Origin of the sequence: Nitrospirillum amazonense, assembly GCF_007828035.1 — a bacterium.
In the GTDB taxonomy this organism is placed as follows: Bacteria; Pseudomonadota; Alphaproteobacteria; order Azospirillales; family Azospirillaceae; genus Nitrospirillum; species Nitrospirillum amazonense.
In genome coordinates, this window is sequence record NZ_VITV01000008.1 from 176,236 (window position 1) to 192,735 (window position 16,500).

17 protein-coding genes are annotated in these 16,500 nt (G+C 66.4%); 7 read left to right on the forward strand and 10 right to left on the reverse strand.

Annotated features, from left to right (window positions below):
• Positions 1–129: 129 nt before the first annotated feature.
• The 3 genes from FBZ87_RS21245 to FBZ87_RS21255 form a co-directional block, all read right to left on the reverse strand.
• Positions 130–552, reverse strand: coding sequence for a hypothetical protein (locus FBZ87_RS21245; protein ID WP_145612603.1), 423 nt, complete (start codon positions 550–552; stop codon positions 130–132).
• Between the two features lie 266 nt (positions 553–818).
• A complete protein-coding gene (locus tag FBZ87_RS21250) occupies positions 819–1,256 on the reverse strand; it encodes a hypothetical protein (protein ID WP_145612604.1) in 438 nt (145 codons plus the stop codon).
• 224 nt (positions 1,257–1,480) lie between these two features.
• Positions 1,481–1,927, reverse strand: coding sequence for a MaoC family dehydratase (locus tag FBZ87_RS21255; RefSeq protein WP_145612605.1), 447 nt, complete (start codon positions 1,925–1,927; stop codon positions 1,481–1,483).
• Between the two features lie 195 nt (positions 1,928–2,122).
• Between FBZ87_RS21255 and FBZ87_RS21260 the strand changes: the two genes are divergently transcribed.
• From FBZ87_RS21260 to FBZ87_RS21275, 4 genes are all read left to right on the forward strand, one after another.
• Entirely contained in the window at positions 2,123–2,896 is a 774-nt protein-coding gene (locus FBZ87_RS21260) for an AzlC family ABC transporter permease (RefSeq protein ID WP_211107039.1), read from the forward strand.
• The gene (locus FBZ87_RS21265; protein WP_145612606.1) at positions 2,893–3,213 is read left to right on the forward strand and encodes an AzlD family protein; all 321 of its coding nucleotides are present in this window, start codon (positions 2,893–2,895) and stop codon (positions 3,211–3,213) included. The genes FBZ87_RS21260 and FBZ87_RS21265 overlap by 4 nt, the downstream gene beginning before the upstream one ends.
• Before the next feature lie 84 nt (positions 3,214–3,297).
• Complete coding sequence (locus FBZ87_RS21270; RefSeq protein ID WP_145612607.1) at positions 3,298–4,158, forward strand: pirin family protein; 861 nt, start codon at positions 3,298–3,300, stop codon at positions 4,156–4,158.
• A gap of 24 nt (positions 4,159–4,182) precedes the next feature.
• Positions 4,183–4,653 carry a hypothetical protein gene (locus FBZ87_RS21275; RefSeq protein WP_186454890.1) on the forward strand — a complete coding sequence of 157 codons (471 nt, stop codon included), beginning with the start codon at positions 4,183–4,185 and terminating at the stop codon, positions 4,651–4,653.
• A 10-nt stretch (positions 4,654–4,663) separates the two neighbouring features.
• On the opposite strand, the gene rraA is transcribed toward FBZ87_RS21275, so the two are convergent.
• Positions 4,664–5,140, reverse strand: a complete 477-nt coding sequence (gene rraA, locus FBZ87_RS21280) for a ribonuclease E activity regulator RraA (RefSeq protein ID WP_004272192.1) — start codon at positions 5,138–5,140, stop codon at positions 4,664–4,666.
• A gap of 189 nt (positions 5,141–5,329) precedes the next feature.
• Between rraA and FBZ87_RS21285 the strand changes: the two genes are divergently transcribed.
• Both FBZ87_RS21285 and FBZ87_RS21290 read left to right on the forward strand, forming a co-directional pair.
• Positions 5,330–6,670: an MFS transporter gene (locus tag FBZ87_RS21285; protein ID WP_246134520.1), complete on the forward strand. Its 1,341-nt coding sequence runs from the start codon at positions 5,330–5,332 to the stop codon at positions 6,668–6,670.
• A 96-nt stretch (positions 6,671–6,766) separates the two neighbouring features.
• Complete coding sequence (locus FBZ87_RS21290) at positions 6,767–7,144, forward strand: SRPBCC family protein (RefSeq protein WP_145612610.1); 378 nt, start codon at positions 6,767–6,769, stop codon at positions 7,142–7,144.
• 78 nt (positions 7,145–7,222) lie between these two features.
• On the opposite strand, the gene FBZ87_RS21295 is transcribed toward FBZ87_RS21290, so the two are convergent.
• From FBZ87_RS21295 to FBZ87_RS21305, 3 genes are all read right to left on the reverse strand, one after another.
• Positions 7,223–9,088: a phosphoenolpyruvate carboxykinase (GTP) gene (locus FBZ87_RS21295; RefSeq protein WP_246134521.1), complete on the reverse strand. Its 1,866-nt coding sequence runs from the start codon at positions 9,086–9,088 to the stop codon at positions 7,223–7,225.
• A gap of 544 nt (positions 9,089–9,632) precedes the next feature.
• Entirely contained in the window at positions 9,633–10,931 is a 1,299-nt protein-coding gene (gene tcuC / locus FBZ87_RS21300; protein ID WP_145612611.1) for an MFS transporter, read from the reverse strand.
• Between the two features lie 11 nt (positions 10,932–10,942).
• The gene (locus FBZ87_RS21305) at positions 10,943–11,746 is read right to left on the reverse strand and encodes a substrate-binding domain-containing protein (protein WP_211107040.1); all 804 of its coding nucleotides are present in this window, start codon (positions 11,744–11,746) and stop codon (positions 10,943–10,945) included.
• Positions 11,747–11,859: 113 nt separating this feature from the next.
• Between FBZ87_RS21305 and FBZ87_RS21310 the strand changes: the two genes are divergently transcribed.
• A complete protein-coding gene (locus tag FBZ87_RS21310) occupies positions 11,860–12,756 on the forward strand; it encodes a LysR family transcriptional regulator (protein ID WP_145612612.1) in 897 nt (298 codons plus the stop codon).
• Between the two features lie 7 nt (positions 12,757–12,763).
• On the opposite strand, the gene FBZ87_RS21315 is transcribed toward FBZ87_RS21310, so the two are convergent.
• The 3 genes from FBZ87_RS21315 to FBZ87_RS21325 are packed head-to-tail and all read right to left on the reverse strand — an operon-like array spanning position 12,764 to position 16,493.
• A complete protein-coding gene (locus tag FBZ87_RS21315; RefSeq protein ID WP_145612613.1) occupies positions 12,764–13,666 on the reverse strand; it encodes a hydroxymethylglutaryl-CoA lyase in 903 nt (300 codons plus the stop codon).
• Positions 13,663–15,696 (reverse strand): acetyl/propionyl/methylcrotonyl-CoA carboxylase subunit alpha, encoded by a 2,034-nt coding sequence (locus tag FBZ87_RS21320; RefSeq protein ID WP_145612614.1) that lies wholly within the window; start codon positions 15,694–15,696, stop codon positions 13,663–13,665. The genes FBZ87_RS21315 and FBZ87_RS21320 overlap by 4 nt, the downstream gene beginning before the upstream one ends.
• A complete protein-coding gene (locus FBZ87_RS21325; protein ID WP_145612615.1) occupies positions 15,696–16,493 on the reverse strand; it encodes an enoyl-CoA hydratase/isomerase family protein in 798 nt (265 codons plus the stop codon). The genes FBZ87_RS21320 and FBZ87_RS21325 overlap by 1 nt, the downstream gene beginning before the upstream one ends.
• Between the last annotated feature and the right edge of the window lie 7 nt (positions 16,494–16,500).

Genomic DNA, 16,500 nt, shown 5'->3' on the forward strand with positions numbered 1-16,500 from the left:
CTATCCACCCACACACTTCCGGAATTTATGAGAATTTTTCAAAGACATGGCCGTGAGAAAGGGCGGGACGTCCCGGGGACATCCCGCCCTGTTTTCGCCGGTCGCAAGGACCGGTCACACCAACGGCGCTCAGCGCGGCGTGCTGGTGGTGGTGGTGGTGGTCGTGGTGCTGGTGTTGCCGTAGCCATCCGTCTGGGTCGACTGGCGCTCCACCACGCTGCCGTCCGGCGTCTCCACCTTGCTGCCGCTGCGCGTGACCTTGGTGCCGTCCGGATAGGTCGTGGTGGTGGTGCGGGATTTGGTGACGCGATCGGCATCGGAACCCGTGACCGAACTGTAGGAGGTCTCGGTCGATTGGGTGGTACCGGGCGCCATCATGTCGGGCGCGGGCGGCTGCACCGTGGTGGTTTCGGTGGTGGTGGTGCGGGACTGGGCCACCGGCACCGCGCTGGTGGTGACGGTGCGGGTGGTGGTCGTTTCGGACTGGGCGCAAGCCGCACCAGCCAGCAGGCTCGCCAGGGCCGCGCCAGTCAAAAGAAGACGGGTGCTCATGACACTTCCTCCATTGTGCGTTTCCGGTGGGCGCATTGGATTGAGTTGCCGCGCCCGCCTTGCTACGAAATTGAATTTTATTTCTGAATATGGCTGGATTTCGGTGTGTAATAGGAATGTTTTTGTCATTAATCATTAGAAATATTCGAATGAATTACATCATTATTTAAACCATAAAGACAAATAAGGGCATGGCATCGTCGGGATGCCTTGCCCTTATTTTCCGTCAGGCCGGTGGGGTGGCGCCATCCACCCCCCGATTATCGTCAACGCGGCGTGCTGGTCGTCGTGGTGGTGCTGGTGGAATTGCCATAGCCGTCGGTCTGGGTCGACTGATGCTCCACCGTGCTGCCGTCCGGGGTTTCCACCTTGCTCTTGCTGCGCGTGGACTTGCTGCCGTCCGGGTACGTTGTGGTCGTGGTCTTCGACTTGGCCGTGCGGTCATCGTCCGACCCGGACTGGGAGCTGTAGGTCTCGGTCGACTGGGTGGTACCGGGCATGGCCGCATCCATGGCCGCATCCGACGCCGCATCGGGGGCCGGAGGCTGCTGCGTGGTGGTTTCCGTGGTGGTGGTGCGCGACTGGGCCACAGGAACGGCGGTGGTCGTCGTAGTGCGCGAGGTCGTGGTTTCGGACTGGGCGCACGCCGCACCGGCCAGAAGGCTGGCGAAAGCCGCGCTGCTCAGAAGAAGACGGGTATTCATGGTTATTCCTCCGTATTTGCGTACGGCGGGCATCACATGAAACGATGCGCCTGCCTGTTACCGACTAGAGTTCAGCCCCGTAATATGGCCGGAATTTGGCAATAATTGCAGCTCTATTTGCTTAACTCCTTCGCTGATTACGGTGTATTTTAAAATGGATAGGAAAATCGGTGGGCGGCATATACTCCTCATGCCGCCCGAACCAAGCATTCATCACTTAGCCATCATGGATAGACAGCAGTCAGCCATTCGGCCAAGAGCGCCGGCTTTTCCTGACCTTCGATTTCAATGGTGACGGTGCGGGTCAATACCCAGCCGCCGCCCTTTTCCTCAACCGAATCCAGGGTCTGGCGGCTGCGCAGGCGCGACCCTGCCGGCACCGGCGCCAGGAAGCGGATCTTGTTGAAGCCATAGTTCACGCCCTTGCCGGCGTCCCGCACCTCCAGCGTCTGATAGCTGAAGGCGGCTAGCAACGACAGGGTGAGGAAGCCATGGGCGATGGTGCCGCCCAGGGCCGCCGTGGCACGCGGCACGTCGATATGGATCCATTGATGGTCGCCGGTGGCGTCGGCGAAACCGTTGATGCGGTCCTGATCCACCACCACCCAGTCGGAGTAGCCCAGGTCCCGTCCCACCAGGGTGGGCAGGTCGGCCATGTCCACGGTCAGCATTCTGTTTCCCTCCTCGTTGTTGGCGCAGCAAGAGGTATCCCGTGACACGGGGGGTCCCGCACGCGGTGGCAGGATGCCAAATTGGCGGGGCAAGGGCACGGACTATGCAATTCCCCAGGCGTACCGTTCGCCTACCATAAGCGTCCTCCTCCTCTGCGGCCCCGCCTTTGGCCCGCCCTGACCAACGGACCATCCATGACCGCCACCGCCTTGCCCGACGATGTCGCCCCGGACGAGCGGGAGCCCGGTCGGTCGGTGTGGGCGGAGTTCCGCCGGGGGCTCGCCGCCATGGCGCCCATTCTGCTGGGCGTGGCGCCCTTCGCCCTGGTGCTGGGCTCCCAGGCCGCGATGAAGGGCCTGAGCCCGCTGGAAGTGGCGCTGATGTGCGGCCTGAACTTCGCCGGCGGGTCGGAGTTCGTGGCCATCGAGCTGTGGCGCAGCCCGCCGCAGATCGCGCTGATCGCCGGCATGACCCTGCTGGTCAACTGCCGCCACCTGCTGATGGGGGCGTCATTCGCCCCGCATCTGCGGCGCCTGCGCCCCTGGCAGGCGGCGCTGGTGCTGTTCGTCATGGCCGATGAGACCTGGGCGCTGGGCATGGACGATGCCCGCCGCCGCATGGCCGTCACCGGCCGGCCGGGCATCAGCCTGCCTTACTATGCCGGCCTCGCCGTCTCCCTCTACATTGCCTGGGTGGCGGTGACGGTGCTGGGGGCGGTGGTGGGGCCGGTGCTGGGCAACCCCCACGCCTATGGCTTCGACATGGCCTTCACCGCCGTCTTCCTGGTGCTGATCCGCGGCATGTGGAAGGGCTGGCGCCGCGCCCTGCCCTGGCCGGTCAGCCTGGGCGTGGCCGCTGTCACCCATCTGGCGGTGCCGGGCGCCTGGTACGTGCCGGCCGGCACGCTGGCCGGCCTGGCCGTCGCCTATTTCGTTGCCGGCACCGAAACCCGGGAGGCCGCGTCGTGAGCGACTTCGCCCGCTATCTCACCTTGGACGTACCGTCCCTGCTGGCCATCCTGGCCATGATGGCGGTGACCTACGCCACCCGCGTCACGGGATACCTGGTACTGCGCAACCGCGCCCTCAGTGCCCGCGCCACCGCGGTGCTGGAGGCGGTGCCGGGCGCCGTGCTGATCTCCGTCATCGCGCCGGCCTTAACCACCACCAATCCGGCGGACCTGCTGGGCCTGGCGGTGACCCTTGCCATGGCCTGCCGCTTCCCCATGCTGCCCACCGTCATCGTCGGCGTGGCCGTCACAGCCCTGTTGCGCCATGTGCTATGAAGTGGGGCGGCCGTCGCTAAACGGTTGAACCCCAACCGCGTCGTTGGCATCCTTCCCGCCCAAGGCCTAAGGGGGAAAAGCATCATGATCGAACTCGTCATCGACCAGCGGCGGCGCGACTTGGGCGGGTTCGAGGTCGGGCGCATCCTGCCCGTGGCCCAGCGCCGCCATGTCGGCCCCTTCGTCTTCTTCGACCACATGGGCCCGGTGGACTTCCCCAAGGGCATCCCGCTGGAGCGGGACGTGCGCCCGCACCCGCACATCGGCCTGTCCACCGTCACCTACCTGTTTGATGGTGAGATCATGCACCGCGACAGTGTGGGCTCCGAACAGGCCATCCGCCCGGGCGAGGTCAACTGGATGACCGCCGGCAGCGGCATCACCCATTCCGAGCGCTTCGAAAAGGCCCGGGCCGAGGGCGGCGCCCTGCACGGCATCCAGGCCTGGGTGGCTCTGCCGGAGGCGGATGAGGAGACCGACCCCAGCTTTCATCATTACGGTGCGGACGACCTGCCCACCTATGAGCATGGCGGGCTGTGGGCCCGGCTGGTGGCGGGTGAGGCCTTCGGCGCCAAGGCCGGGGTCAAGACCCACTCCCCCCTGTTCTATGTGCACTGGGTGCTGCAGCCCGGCACCAAGGCGCAGCTGCCGGCCGAGTATCCGGAGCGCGCAGCCTATGTCGCCGTCGGCTCGGTGGAGGTGGAAGGCAGGACGGTGGAGGCCGGCCACATGCTGGTGTTCGCCCCCGGCCAGCCGGTGCTGTTCACCGCCGTCACCCCTGCGGTGGTCATGCTGCTGGGCGGGGAGCCGCTGGGCGACCGCTATATCGACTGGAACTTCGTCTCCTCCCGCAAGGAGCGGATCGAGCAGGCCAAGGCCGACTGGCGCGCCGGCCGCATGAAGCTGCCGGACCTGGACGACAAGGAATTCATTCCGCTGCCATAGTCCGCACGCTTGACGGAAGCTAAAATGAGAGATTATTTGAACGATTACCCAAACGTATTGTACGTACTGCGCCTGAATGTCTCTGCGTCGGCTCCTATTGATCGCGGAAAAAGGGATAAGTTTTGCTTCATGGCGGACAAAAGCAATGTAAAATTTGGATCGGCTAGAAGTTTTATAGAAAGAACAAAAAATTACAAATATGTATTTAATGAAAGAGAGCAAGAAGAAAAATTATTCGATATTTTTCCCCTTTTGTCAATATGTTCCATTGAAAACGCCAGAAGAATTGAGAAAATTATATTAGGAAAATTTGAATGTTATAGAGTCTATTATAGCAGTCTTCATAATAAAAGGTCATGCACGCTAGAGTGGCTTCATAGTCCTGTGACCGCAGAGGATGTGGCTCGGGTTTCTAGAGAGGTCGCGCAAGAGTTTGGAGTTGGCAAAGAACTATTTGGAATGAATAATTTGCTCGGCGAATTTCCCAACGTATAAGTTTTAATATTCACAAACGTACCGCACTGACGACGATACCGTCCTCATCGGCGTAGAGCCAGGCGCCGGGCGTGAACTGCGCGCCACCGAAGGATAGGGGCACGTCCACCTGGCCGGCGCCGGTCTTGGTGCTTTTCTTCGGGTTGGTGCCCAGCGCCTTGATGCCGAGGTCGATGTGGGCCAGGGCCACGCTGTCGCGCACGGCGCCCCACAGCACCAGGCCGGCCCAGCCGTGCTTGAACGCCAGGCCGGCGATGACGTCGCCCACCAGGGCGGTGCGCAGCGAGCCGTGGCCGTCCACCACCAGGACGGCACCCTCGCCCGCCTCGGACAGCGTATGCTTCAGCAGGGCGTTGTCCTCATGGCAGCGCACGGTCCGGATGGGCCCGTGGAAGGAAGCCCGCGCCCCGAAGGAGCGGAACTGGATCTCGCAGCTTTGCAGGCTGTCCTCATAAGCATCGACCAAGTCGGCGGTGCGATGGGTCATGCCACCCCTCCCTTCCCTGCCAAGGTTTCTCCTTATCCTAGCGCATTTTGGCCGGCACGGCAGCGGCGAGGATGGAACCGTGACCACACTCTTAAGTGACTACATGGATGTGTATACTGCAGCGGTAAGGTCTGGTGCCGGATTTGGAAATCAAGGCCGGCGCTGGACCAGGAACGGTGGGGAATTTCCGTGGCTTATTCCATCTATGTCTTGGTGGTGCTGGTGCTGGCCTATGTGCTGGCCTTCATCGACCGCCAGATCCTGACCTTACTGGCGGTGCCGATGAAGGCCGATCTGGGCCTCAGCGACCTGCAGCTCAGCCTGCTGCAGGGCTTGTCCTTCGCCCTGTTCCTGGCCATTGGCGGCCTGCCCATCGGCCGCCTGGTGGATCGGCGGCGGCGCACGGCGGTGCTGGCCGCCGGCGTCGCGGCTTGGAGCCTGTTCACCGCGGCCTGTGGCTTAGCGCGATCCTTTCCAGCCCTGTTCGTGGCGCGCGTGGGCGTGGGCTTTGGCGAGGCGACCATGGTCCCCTCGGCCTACTCCCTGATTGGCGACCTGTTCCACGGCCGGCGCCTGGGCCTGGCCATCGGCTTGTACAACATGGGCCCCTATGTGGGCGCCGGGCTGGCCCTGATCCTGGGCGGACTGGTGCTGCACCATCTGCCGCCGGATGTCGTGCTCCCCCTGCTGGGCAGCCTGCGCGGCTGGCAGGTGGTGTTCCTGCTGCTGGGGCCCGTGGGCCTGCTGATGGCGCTGTGGGTCGTCACCGTGCGGGAACCGGAAAGAACGGGCGCCGGGGCGCACACCGCGCCCAACTGGGCCGAGGTGCGGGCCTACTACCGCGCCCATGGCGTCAACGCCCTGATGGTCAACCTGGCCGGCACCTTCGCCGCCATGGCGCTGTACAGCCTGGGTGCCTGGCTGCCGCATCTGCTGGCCCGCATCCACCACATGAAGCCGCTGGACATCGGCCAGGGCATGGGCTGGCGCCTGATGGTGTTCGGCGCCGGCGGCGCCTTGCTGGCCGGCATCCTGGGTGACCTCCTGCGCCGACGGGGCTTGGTCCAGGGACGCCTGGTCGTGATGATCGCCGGTGCCGCCGCGTCTTGCCTGCTGCTTTACCCCGCCCTGCGCGCGCCAGACGGCGCCGGCGCGCTGGCATGGCTGGGGCCGCTGATCGGCTGCATGACCCTGGCCATCGGCTCCAGCCCCCCGGCCTTGCAGGAGATCACCCCCAACCGCCTGCGCGGGTTCCAGCACGCCGTGGCGGCACTGATCGCCACCCTGCTGGGCCTGGGTGCGGGCCCGTCAGTTGTGGCCCTGGTGACGGACAAGGTGCTGCGCGACGAAAGCCGGCTGGACCTGTCGCTGCTGCTGACCCTGCCCGCCATGCTGGGCATCTGCATCCTGCTGGCGCTGATCGTGTGCCGCCGCTACGCCGCCAGCCTGGCGGCCATGGCGTCAACCGGTGAAACGGTGCCAACCGCCGGCCTTTCCCTTTCGGGGGCAAGCGGAAACGCCACAACCTGAGAAATCTATTTTTGTAGGAAGCTCCCGCAAAAAGATGTATGAGGAGGAATATCGCTTATGCGCGCATAGGTTGTCGCGCCAGCCCTGGAGAAGAGCATGTACAACACCGCCACCTTCCCTGTGCCGGACGGCACCACCATCAAGATCAACGGCTTCACCAATTCCGGCTATTGGGCCCAGCGCATCGTGATCGAGGTCACGGGCCAGGCGCCCATCACCTGGAACGGCACCGGCGCCCAGAACAACAAGCTGGTGGGCCAGGTGGTGATCCCGCCCGGCAACGGCCGGCAGGTCAGCATCACCATGTCCTATGATCCGGGCGGCGGCTTCGCCCCTTCCACCGTCGTGAAGATCCCCTTCGATGATCCCAGCCTGACCGGCTTCGTCATCGGCGGCCAGGACGCCGGCGGCCGCCCCAATGGCCCTGCCAGCTGGAACACGGTGGCCTTCGTCTATTGGGCCAAGGGCTATTAAGGCGGCGCTCGCTCCGGCGGACGCAGTGGCGTCCTACAGCGGCATGAGGCTTGTGCCCTCATGCCGCTGACAAAGGTGTCAGGCCGCTTCGCGGTTCTGCGCCAGGCGGTCCAGCAGGGCGTCCTGCTGGTCGATCAGTTCCTGTGGCGTGTCGCCACCGAAGCGGCCGAACAGCTCCGACTGGTCACGCAGTTCCGTTTCAGCCTCCACGTCGTTCACCGCCATGACGGCGTCGAACTGGTCGCGACCGAAGTCCAGGCCGGTCCAGGTCAGGTCCTCATAGCGTGGCGTCAGGCCGAACAGGTTCTCTTCCGTTTCCACGGCGCGACCGCGCACCCGGTCCACGATCCACTTCAGCACCCGCATGTTGTCGCCGAAGCCCGGCCAGGCGAACTTGCCGTCCTGGTCCTTGCGGAACCAGTTGACGCGGTAGATGCGCGGCAGGTCATTGATCTTGTTGCCCATGTCCAGCCAGTGGCGCCAGTACTCCGCCATGTTGTAGCCGCAGAAGGGCAGCATGGCGAAGGGATCGCGGCGAATGGCGGCTTGGCCCACGGCGGCGGCGGTCGCCTCCGACCCCAGGGTCGCCGCCCAGTACACGCCCTCGTTCCAGCCGCGGGTCTCGAACACCAGGGGGAAGGTGCGCGACAGGCGGCCACCGAAGATGAAGGCGCTGATGGGCACGCCGGCCGGGTCTTCCCAGGCCGGATCGATGCTGGGGCATTGGCTGGCCGGGGCGGTGAAGCGGGCGTTGGGATGCGCCGCCTTGCGGCCGCTGGCGGGCGTCCAGTCCTTGCCCTCCCAGTCGATCAGGTGGGCCGGCGGCGTCTCGGTCAGGCCTTCCCACCACACGTCGCCGTCATCGGTCAGGGCGCAGTTGGTGAAGATGACGTTGGCGTGCAGGGTCAGCAGGGCGTTGGGGTTGGACTTCAGGCTGGTGCCCGGCGCCACGCCGAAGAAGCCAGCCTCCGGATTGATGGCGCGCAGGGTGCCGTCAGGCGCCGGCTTGATCCAGGCGATGTCGTCGCCGATGGTGCGCACCTTCCAGCCGTCGAAGGCGGCCGGCGGCACCATCATGGCGAAGTTGGTCTTGCCGCAGGCCGAGGGGAAGGCCGCCGCGACATAGGTCTTCTCGCCCTCCGGGCTTTCCACGCCCAGGATCAGCATGTGCTCGGCCAGCCAGCCCTCCTCGCGCCCCAGGGATGACGCGATGCGCAGCGCGAAGCACTTTTTGCCCAGCAGGGCATTGCCGCCATAGCCGGAGCCATAGCTGATGATCTCATGCGTCTCGGGGAAGTGGACGATGTACTTGTGCCGGGCATTGCAGGGCCAGGCCACGTCATTCTGGCCGGGGGCCAGGGGCGCGCCCACGGAATGCAGGCACTTCACGAAACCACCGTCACCCAGCTGGCGCAGCACCGCCTCGCCCATGCGGGTCATGATGCGCATGTTCACGGCGACATAGGGGCTGTCGGACAGCTGCACGCCGATGTGGGAGATGGAGGAGCCCAGGGGGCCCATGCTGAAGGGCACGACATACAAGGTGCGGCCGCGCATGCTGCCCTTGAACAGGCCCTGCAGCGTTTGGCGCATTTCGGCGGGATCGGCCCAGTTGTTGGTCGGGCCGGCCTCTTCCGACGTCGGGGTGCAGATGAAGGTGCGATCCTCCACACGGGCGACGTCGCCGGCGTCGGACCGGCAGAGGAAGGAATTGGGCCGCTTGGCCGGGTTCAGGCGGATGAAGGTGCCTTGGGCCACCATCTCTTCGCACAGCCGGTCATATTCCTCCTGGCTGCCGTCGCACCAATGGACGGCCGCCGGCTGGCAATGGGCGACAACCTCATCAACCCAGTCCAGCAGGGCCTGGTTGGTCGTGGGCGCGCCGGTGGCGCCACTCAGGGGGGAGCCGGTCAGGGCGGAGGACGTCGTGACGGAGCTGCTCATGGAAATATTCTACCTTTCGATCCGCGAAACCGCTGGCGGTTGGCCCGGTGCCGTCCCGGCCTGCCTGGCCCGGAAGGGGGCGCCGGCCATCAACGGAAGCGTCAGGTTCGCAGCATCGTTCCCGGGGGCCGGCAGGGTGTGGGCACAGCCGATGGCAAATGATGCCGCGCCGCTTCCATCGGCGCAGACGGTCATGATTGGTATGGGGCGTTGAAGGGCGCGATGGCCGACCGTTGACAGGTCAACTATATGCGCATGCCTCCCTGGCACCGGACAAGCCGGGTGCGGCAGGGCGATCGCCCCGCGGACGGGATCGTCGACGGATTCCGTGGGTAAAGGTCATTGTGCGCTACTCCCCGAAGTTGAGTACGGGTGGGCCGGTCTTCGCCGCCAGCTCCACCCTCAAAACATGGCCGGCCCTGTCGCCGGGCGCGTGCCTGTTCCATCTTCTACCGCCCCGCCACCGGATGTCCAGTGGCTTGGCTGTGTCAACGGCGGTCATACCGGTTGGGAAGGCCGGCCGCCTTTATCCAAGGTATTAACATCATGGCGTGTCCGCCAGCATCCGCACCGTCACCGGATCACGCCGGTAAACCATGAGGACGGATAGCAAACCGCAGAGGGCGGCGGCGGCCATCCACAGGCCGGGCGCGGCCCTGTCGTCCGTCAGATCGATCAGCCAGGTCGATACCAGCGGCGTGAAGCCGCCGAACAGCGCCGTCGCCAGGCTGTAGGCCAGGGAGAACCCCACCGTCCGCACCTCCGGGGGCATGACCTCCGTCAGCGCCACCAGGGCCGCCGCATTGTAACTGGCGTAGAGGAAGGACAACCACAGCTCGGCCACCAGCATGGTGCCGAAGCTGACGTCATGGACCAGCCAGTTCAGCACCGGATACGCCGTCAGCATGGCCAGGATGGTGAAGGCCATCAGCAGAGGCCGGCGGCCCACCTTGTCGGACAGCGCCCCCATCACCGGCAGCCAGATGAAATTGGACAGGCCGACGCAAAAGGTGAGCAGCAGGCTTTGCCCGGCATCGAGCTTCAGCACGCTTTTGCCATAGGTCGGCGCATAGACGGTGATGAGGTAGAAGGACACCGTGGTCATCACCACCATCATCATGCCGGCCAGCACCAGCCGCCAGTTCGCGGCGATGGACCGGACGATCTCCCGAAAGGTGGGACGATGCCGCCGGTGCTGGAATTCCGCCGTCTCCTCCAGCGAGCGGCGGATGACGAAGATCACCGGCACGATCAGGCAGCCGATGAAGAAAGGTATGCGCCAGGCCCAGTCGTGGATTTGCTCCGGCGTCAAAATCCGGCTCAGCCCATAGCCGATGAGGGCAGCGGCCATGATGGCCGCCTGCTGGCTGGCGGATTGCCAGCTGACGTAAAAGCCTTTGCGGCCCGGCGTGGCCATTTCCGACAGGTAGACAGAGACGCCGCCCATCTCCACGCCGGCGGAGAAACCCTGCAGCAGACGGCCGATCAGCACCAGGGCGGGGGCCAGCAGCCCGATGCTGGCGTAACCTGGCACGAAGGCGATCAGCACCGTGCCCAGCGCCATAATGGCCAGCGTCACCACCAGGCCCTTGCGGCGCCCGATCCTGTCGATGTAGCTGCCCAGGATGACGGCCCCCACAGGCCGCATCAGGAATCCGGCGCCAAAGGTGGCGAAGGTCAGCATCAGCGACGCGGTGTCGTCGCCGCTGGGGAAAAACGTGCTCGCGATATAGGGCGCGTAGAAGCCGTAAAGGAAGAAATCGAACATCTCCAGGAAGTTGCCACTGGTCACACGCAGCACTGTGGCCAGCCTGGACGGCTGCTTGGCATTGGAACTCGGCATGGAAGCGATCCTCAGCGGGGGGCTGCGGTGGCGGGCACCAGCCCGGATTTGGTGATCAGCGACGCGGCGTCGGGCGAGGACAGGAACGCGGTCAGGTCCTCGGCCGCCTGCGTTTCCCGTGTTCCGGCAACGATGCCGATGGAAAACGGTGTCACCTTCTGCGCCTCATCGGGCAAGGGCCCGACGATGTCGATGCCGGACAGCGGCAATAATTCGCTGATCTGCTGGAAGCCGATCTCCGCCTCGCCGCGGGCGACGACGTTGCCGACCGGCTCCGCCGGGATCATCCGCGCCTTGTCCCTCATGGCGTCGGCGATGCCCAGGCGCTTGAAGAGGACCGTGGACAGGAAGACACCGCTGGCGCTGTCGGAATAGGCGACCGACTTGGCGTCCAGCAGCACCTTCTTCAAGGACGCCACGGTCGAGATGTCCGGATGGGGCGCGCCGGCCTTCACGGCCAGGCCGATCTTGGACAGGGCCAGGACCCGGTGGTCCAGATCCATCACCTGCCCGTCCCGCACCAGCGCTTCAAGGCTGTCGCCCACCATGATGACGACATCGATATCCTGATGCTGGCGCAGCCGATTGGGGATGGCCTCCGGCGTGTCCCCCATGGACGGGCCCCACACCGAGACCAGCGTGTGCCCGGTGCGTTTTTCGAATTCCGGCGCCAGGGCCTTATACGCGGCGGCGAAGCCACCGGAACTGGCGACGTGCAGTTCCGCGGCGTTGGCCGACAGCGGCGACAACGCCAGCAGCAGGGCGAACGCACGCGACATGACGCCGCCCGCGGAACGCGGGACACTTCCGGTCATCACCGTCTCCTCCGGTTTTAATATCGCCGCCATTGTGGAATGCCGGCGACCGGACAGGAATTGCATTTATCTTCTCAATTAATAATGATGGTGCATCAATTGGAGCGCGTGGCATGCGGCTGGATTTCGAGTTTGGGGAGGTGCTGGCCTTCGTCACAGTGGCGCAGACGCTGAACTTCCGCGCGGCGGCGGACAGGCTGCACCTATCCCAGCCCGCCTTAAGCCGGCGGGTGGAGAAGCTGGAGGCGGCGCTGGAGATGCGCCTGCTGGAGCGCACGACGCGCAAGGTGGACTTGACGGAGGCCGGCCGTCAGTTCCTGAACCACGCCGTCGTCATCCTGGAAGAGTTGGAATTAGCACGCGCGAGCATGGTAGAGCGCGCCAGCCGGGCCAAGCAGCTGGTGACGGTGGCCTGCGTGCCTTCCGTGGCCAACCATGTGTTGCCCGGCATCCTGCGCCTATACGCCCAAACCCATCCGGGAGTACGCATCCGCATCATCGATGAAAGCGCCGGCAAGGTGCTAGATGCCGTGATGGGGGGCGAGGCCGATATCGGGATCAGTTTCCTGGGTGCCCAGAACGCGGAGGTGGATTTCATTCCCATCCGCAGCGAACCCTATGTGCTGGCGGTACGCCGGGACCATCCCCTGGCGGCGGCAGCGGCGGCCCGCTGGGACAGCCTGGAGGCCGAACGCCTGATCGCTGTCTCGCTGAACAGCGGCAACCGCATCCTGATCGAGAACGTGCTGGCCGGCCTGCCGCGGCGGCCCACCATCCATTATGAGGCCAATCATGTCGCCGGGGCGCTGGGCCTTGTATCGGCCGGGCTGGGGGTGGCGGTGCTGCCCGCGCTGGCCCTGGCCAACAACGCCTATCCGGGGCTGGTGGGCATACCGATGCGGGACCCTGAACTCAGCCGCACTCTAGGCCTGGTCACCCGCGCCGGCACGCGCCTGAGCCAGCCCGCGTCCGCCCTTCACGACCTGATCTTGCAAAAGATCGGCGAATAACCGCCCCTCAGCCCGCCTTGGCCAGCAGGGCGCGGCCGGCGCGGCTGGCGTTAGGGCGGCCAATGGCGTCGGAGATCCAGCCGCCGATGACGGACAGGGCGTCGAGGTCCACGGCCGTCGACAGGCCCTGCCCTTCCAGCATGTAGACCACGTCCTCCGTCGCCACGTTGCCGGTGGCGCCCTTGGCATAGGGGCAGCCGCCGAGGCCGGCGACGGAGCTGTCGATGACCCGGATGCCTTCATCCAGGCAGGCCAACAGGTTGGCCAGGGCCTGGCCGTAGGTGTCGTGGAAATGCGCGGCCAGCCGAGACACCGGCACCTCTTCGGCCACGCGCCGGATCAGGGCCGCCGCCTTGGCCGGCGTGCCCACGCCGATGGTGTCGCCGAGGGAGATTTCGGCGCAGCCCAGCTCCACCAGGCGGGCCGATACCTCCGCCACCTTGGCGGGGTCGATCGCGCCCTCATAGGGGCATCCCAGCACGCAGGAGACATAGCCGCGCACGGCGATGCCGTTGTCGCGCGCCAGGCGCGTCACGGGGGCGAAGCGGTCCAGGCTCTCGGCGATGGAACAATTGATGTTGCGCTGGGAAAAGGCCTCCGACGCGGCGGCGAAGACGGCGATTTCCGTCACGCCGGCCGCCAGCGCCTGGGTGAAGCCACGCTCATTGGGCACCAGCACGGGGTAGCCGACGCCCGCCTTTCGCTGGATGCGGGCCAGCACGTCGGCCGTGTCGGCCATCTGCGGCACCCATTTGGGCGAGACGAAGGCCCCGGCCTCCACCACCGCCAGGCCGGTGGCCGACAGGCGGTCGATCAGGGCCACCTTGGTGTCGGTGGGCACCAGCGCCGCCTCGTTCTGCAGGCCATCGCGGGGACCGACCTCGACGATACGGATGGCAGGACCACTCATGCCTCATCCCCTTTCACGATGATCAGCTCAGCACCGTCCGGCACCTGGTCGCCCACGGTATAGCGCACGGCTTCCACCGTGCCGGGCCCTTGCGCCTTGATGGTGTGCTCCATCTTCATGGCCTCCAGCACCACCAGGCCCTGGCCCTTCTCCACCCGGTCCCCGGCCGCCACCAGCACGGCGATCACCTTGCCCGGCATGGGCGCCACCAGGCGGCCACCGCCGCCGGCATCGACCACACCAACGTCCAGCGGGTCGATCTGGGTCAGGCGGTGATGTCGGCCGGGGCGGAACAGGTCCAGCTCCCGCGCCCGGCGCGACCACCCGGCCGTCAGGCGGCGCCCGCCGACCTCGGCCACCAGGCGGCCATCCGCCGCGAAGCGGGCATTCCCCGCCAGTTCCTGGCCACTGGGCAGGGTGATGTCGAAGCCGCCATCGCGCCGGCGGCGGGCCCGCACCTCCTGCGGCTCAGCGCCCTCGCGCCCATCGGTGAAGGTCAGGATCTCCGCCACGGCGTCGTTCAGGCGCCAGCTGTCCGCCATGGCCCAGGGGCTCCACGGGTCGTTGGTCCGAGCGGCCGCGGCTGCCGTCTCCGCCTCGCGCTCCAGCAGCACGCCCAAGGCAGCCAGCGCCAGCACGTCATCGTCAGGAGCGGCCGGCGCGGGCAGCAGGTCGGCCTGGTATCGCTCGATGAAGCGGGTATCGAGGTCGGCCGCCAGAAAGGCAGGATGGCCGGCGATGGACGCCAGGAAGGGGATGTTGGCGGCCAGGCCGCCCACTTCCGTACCCGCCAGGGCCTGGCGCAGGCGCCGCACCGCGGCGGGGCGGTCCACGTCCCAGACGATCAGCTTGGCGATCATGGGGTCATAGTGGATGGAAATGGCGTCGCCCTGGCGCACCCCCGTGTCCACACGCACATGCGACCCCGCTTCCGGGAAGCGCAGGTGCGACAGGGTGCCGGTCTGCGGCAGGAAACCCTTGTCTGGATCCTCGGCGTAGAGGCGCACCTCGATGGCGTGGCCGGTCACCGCCAGCTGATCCTGGTTCAGCGGCAGGGCGCCGCCGGCCGCCACCCGCAACTGCCACTCCACCAGATCCTGCCCGGTGATGTACTCCGTCACCGGATGTTCGACCTGCAGGCGGGTGTTCATCTCCATGAAGTAGAAACGGCCGTCGCCGCCCGTCTCCACCGGGTCCAGCAAAAATTCCACCGTGCCGGCGCCGACATAGCCGATGGCCTTGGCCGCCGCCACGGCCGCCGCCCCCATCTCCTGCCGCAGCTCCAGCGGCAGGTTGGGCGCCGGCGCCTCCTCCACCACCTTCTGGTGGCGGCGCTGGATGGAACAGTCACGCTCGAACAGGTAGACGCAGTTGCCGTGGCTGTCGGCGAAGACCTGGATTTCCACATGGCGCGGCCGGCCTAGGTACTTCTCGATCAACACCCGGTCGTTGCCGAAGGCGGCCTGTGCCTCGCGCTTGGCGGAGGCCAGCTGCTCGTGAAAGTCCTCGGCCGAGGTGGCGACCTTCATGCCCTTGCCGCCGCCGCCGGCCGACGCCTTGATCAGCACGGGGAAGCCGATGCGGGCCGCCTCCGCCGCCAGCACGCCGCTGTTCTGCTCCTCCCCATGGTAACCAGGCACCAGGGGGACGCCGGCGGTTTCCATCAGGGCCTTGGCCTCGGACTTGCCGCCCATGGCGCGGATGGCGCTGGCCGGCGGGCCGACGAAGATCAGGCCGGCGGCGGCGCAGGCCTCGGCGAAGCCGGCGTTTTCCGACAGGAAGCCATAGCCGGGGTGAATGGCCTGGGCGCCGGTGCGGGCGGCCGCGTCCAGGATGGCGTCCATGCGCAGGTAGCTGTCCCGGGCCGGGGCGGCGCCAATGCGCAGCGCCTCATCCGCCAAGGCCACATGCAGCGCACCCGCGTCGGCGTCGGAATAGACCGCGACGGTGCGGATGCCCAGGCGGCGGGCCGTGCGGATGATGCGGCAGGCGATTTCACCGCGGTTGGCGATCAGCAGCGTATCGATCATCACTTGTCCCCTGCAGGCTGGACCCAGGCGGCCTTGCGCTTTTCCAGAAAGGCGGAAACACCCTCCCGCCCCTCGTCACTGGCCCGGATGCGGGCGATGCGTTCCGCCGTGTCGCTGATCAGCGCGTCGGTGACCGGCTGGTTGGCGCAGTCGAAGACCAGCTGCTTGGCGGCCGCCTGGGCAACGGGGCCCCCCTCGCCCAGGCGCTTCACCAGCGTGGCCACGGCCTCGTCCAGCTGGTCGGCCGGCACCACCTGGTGCACTAGGCCCGCCGCCTGGGCATCCGCCGCGCTGAAGCGCTCCGCCGTCAGGAAATAGCGGCGGCAGGCACGCTCTCCCATGGCGGCCACGACATAGGGGCCGATGGTGGCCGGGATCAGGCCCAGCTTGACCTCCGACAGGCAGAAGGTGGCGCCCTCGGCCGCGACGGCGATGTCGCAGCAGGCCACCAAGCCCACGCCGCCGCCGAAGGCCGCCCCGTGCACCACGGCGATGGTGGGTTTGGGGCAGCGGTTCAGGGTGCGCAGCATGGTGGCCAGGCCCAGCGCGTCGGCGTGGTTCTGGTCGCGGGTATAGCCCGCCATGCGCCGCATCCAGTCCAGGTCCGCCCCGGCGGAGAAGCTGGGGCCATTGCCCTTCAGCAGGATGACGCGCACGTCCGGGTCACGGCCCAGCTGGTCGAACAGCTGGGTCAGCTCGGCGATCACGCCCTCGTTGAAGGCATTGTGCAGGGCCGGCCGGTCCAGGGTGACGGTGGCGGTCCCGGCTTGATCCACTGTGGCAAGAACATCGGTCATGGTCTTG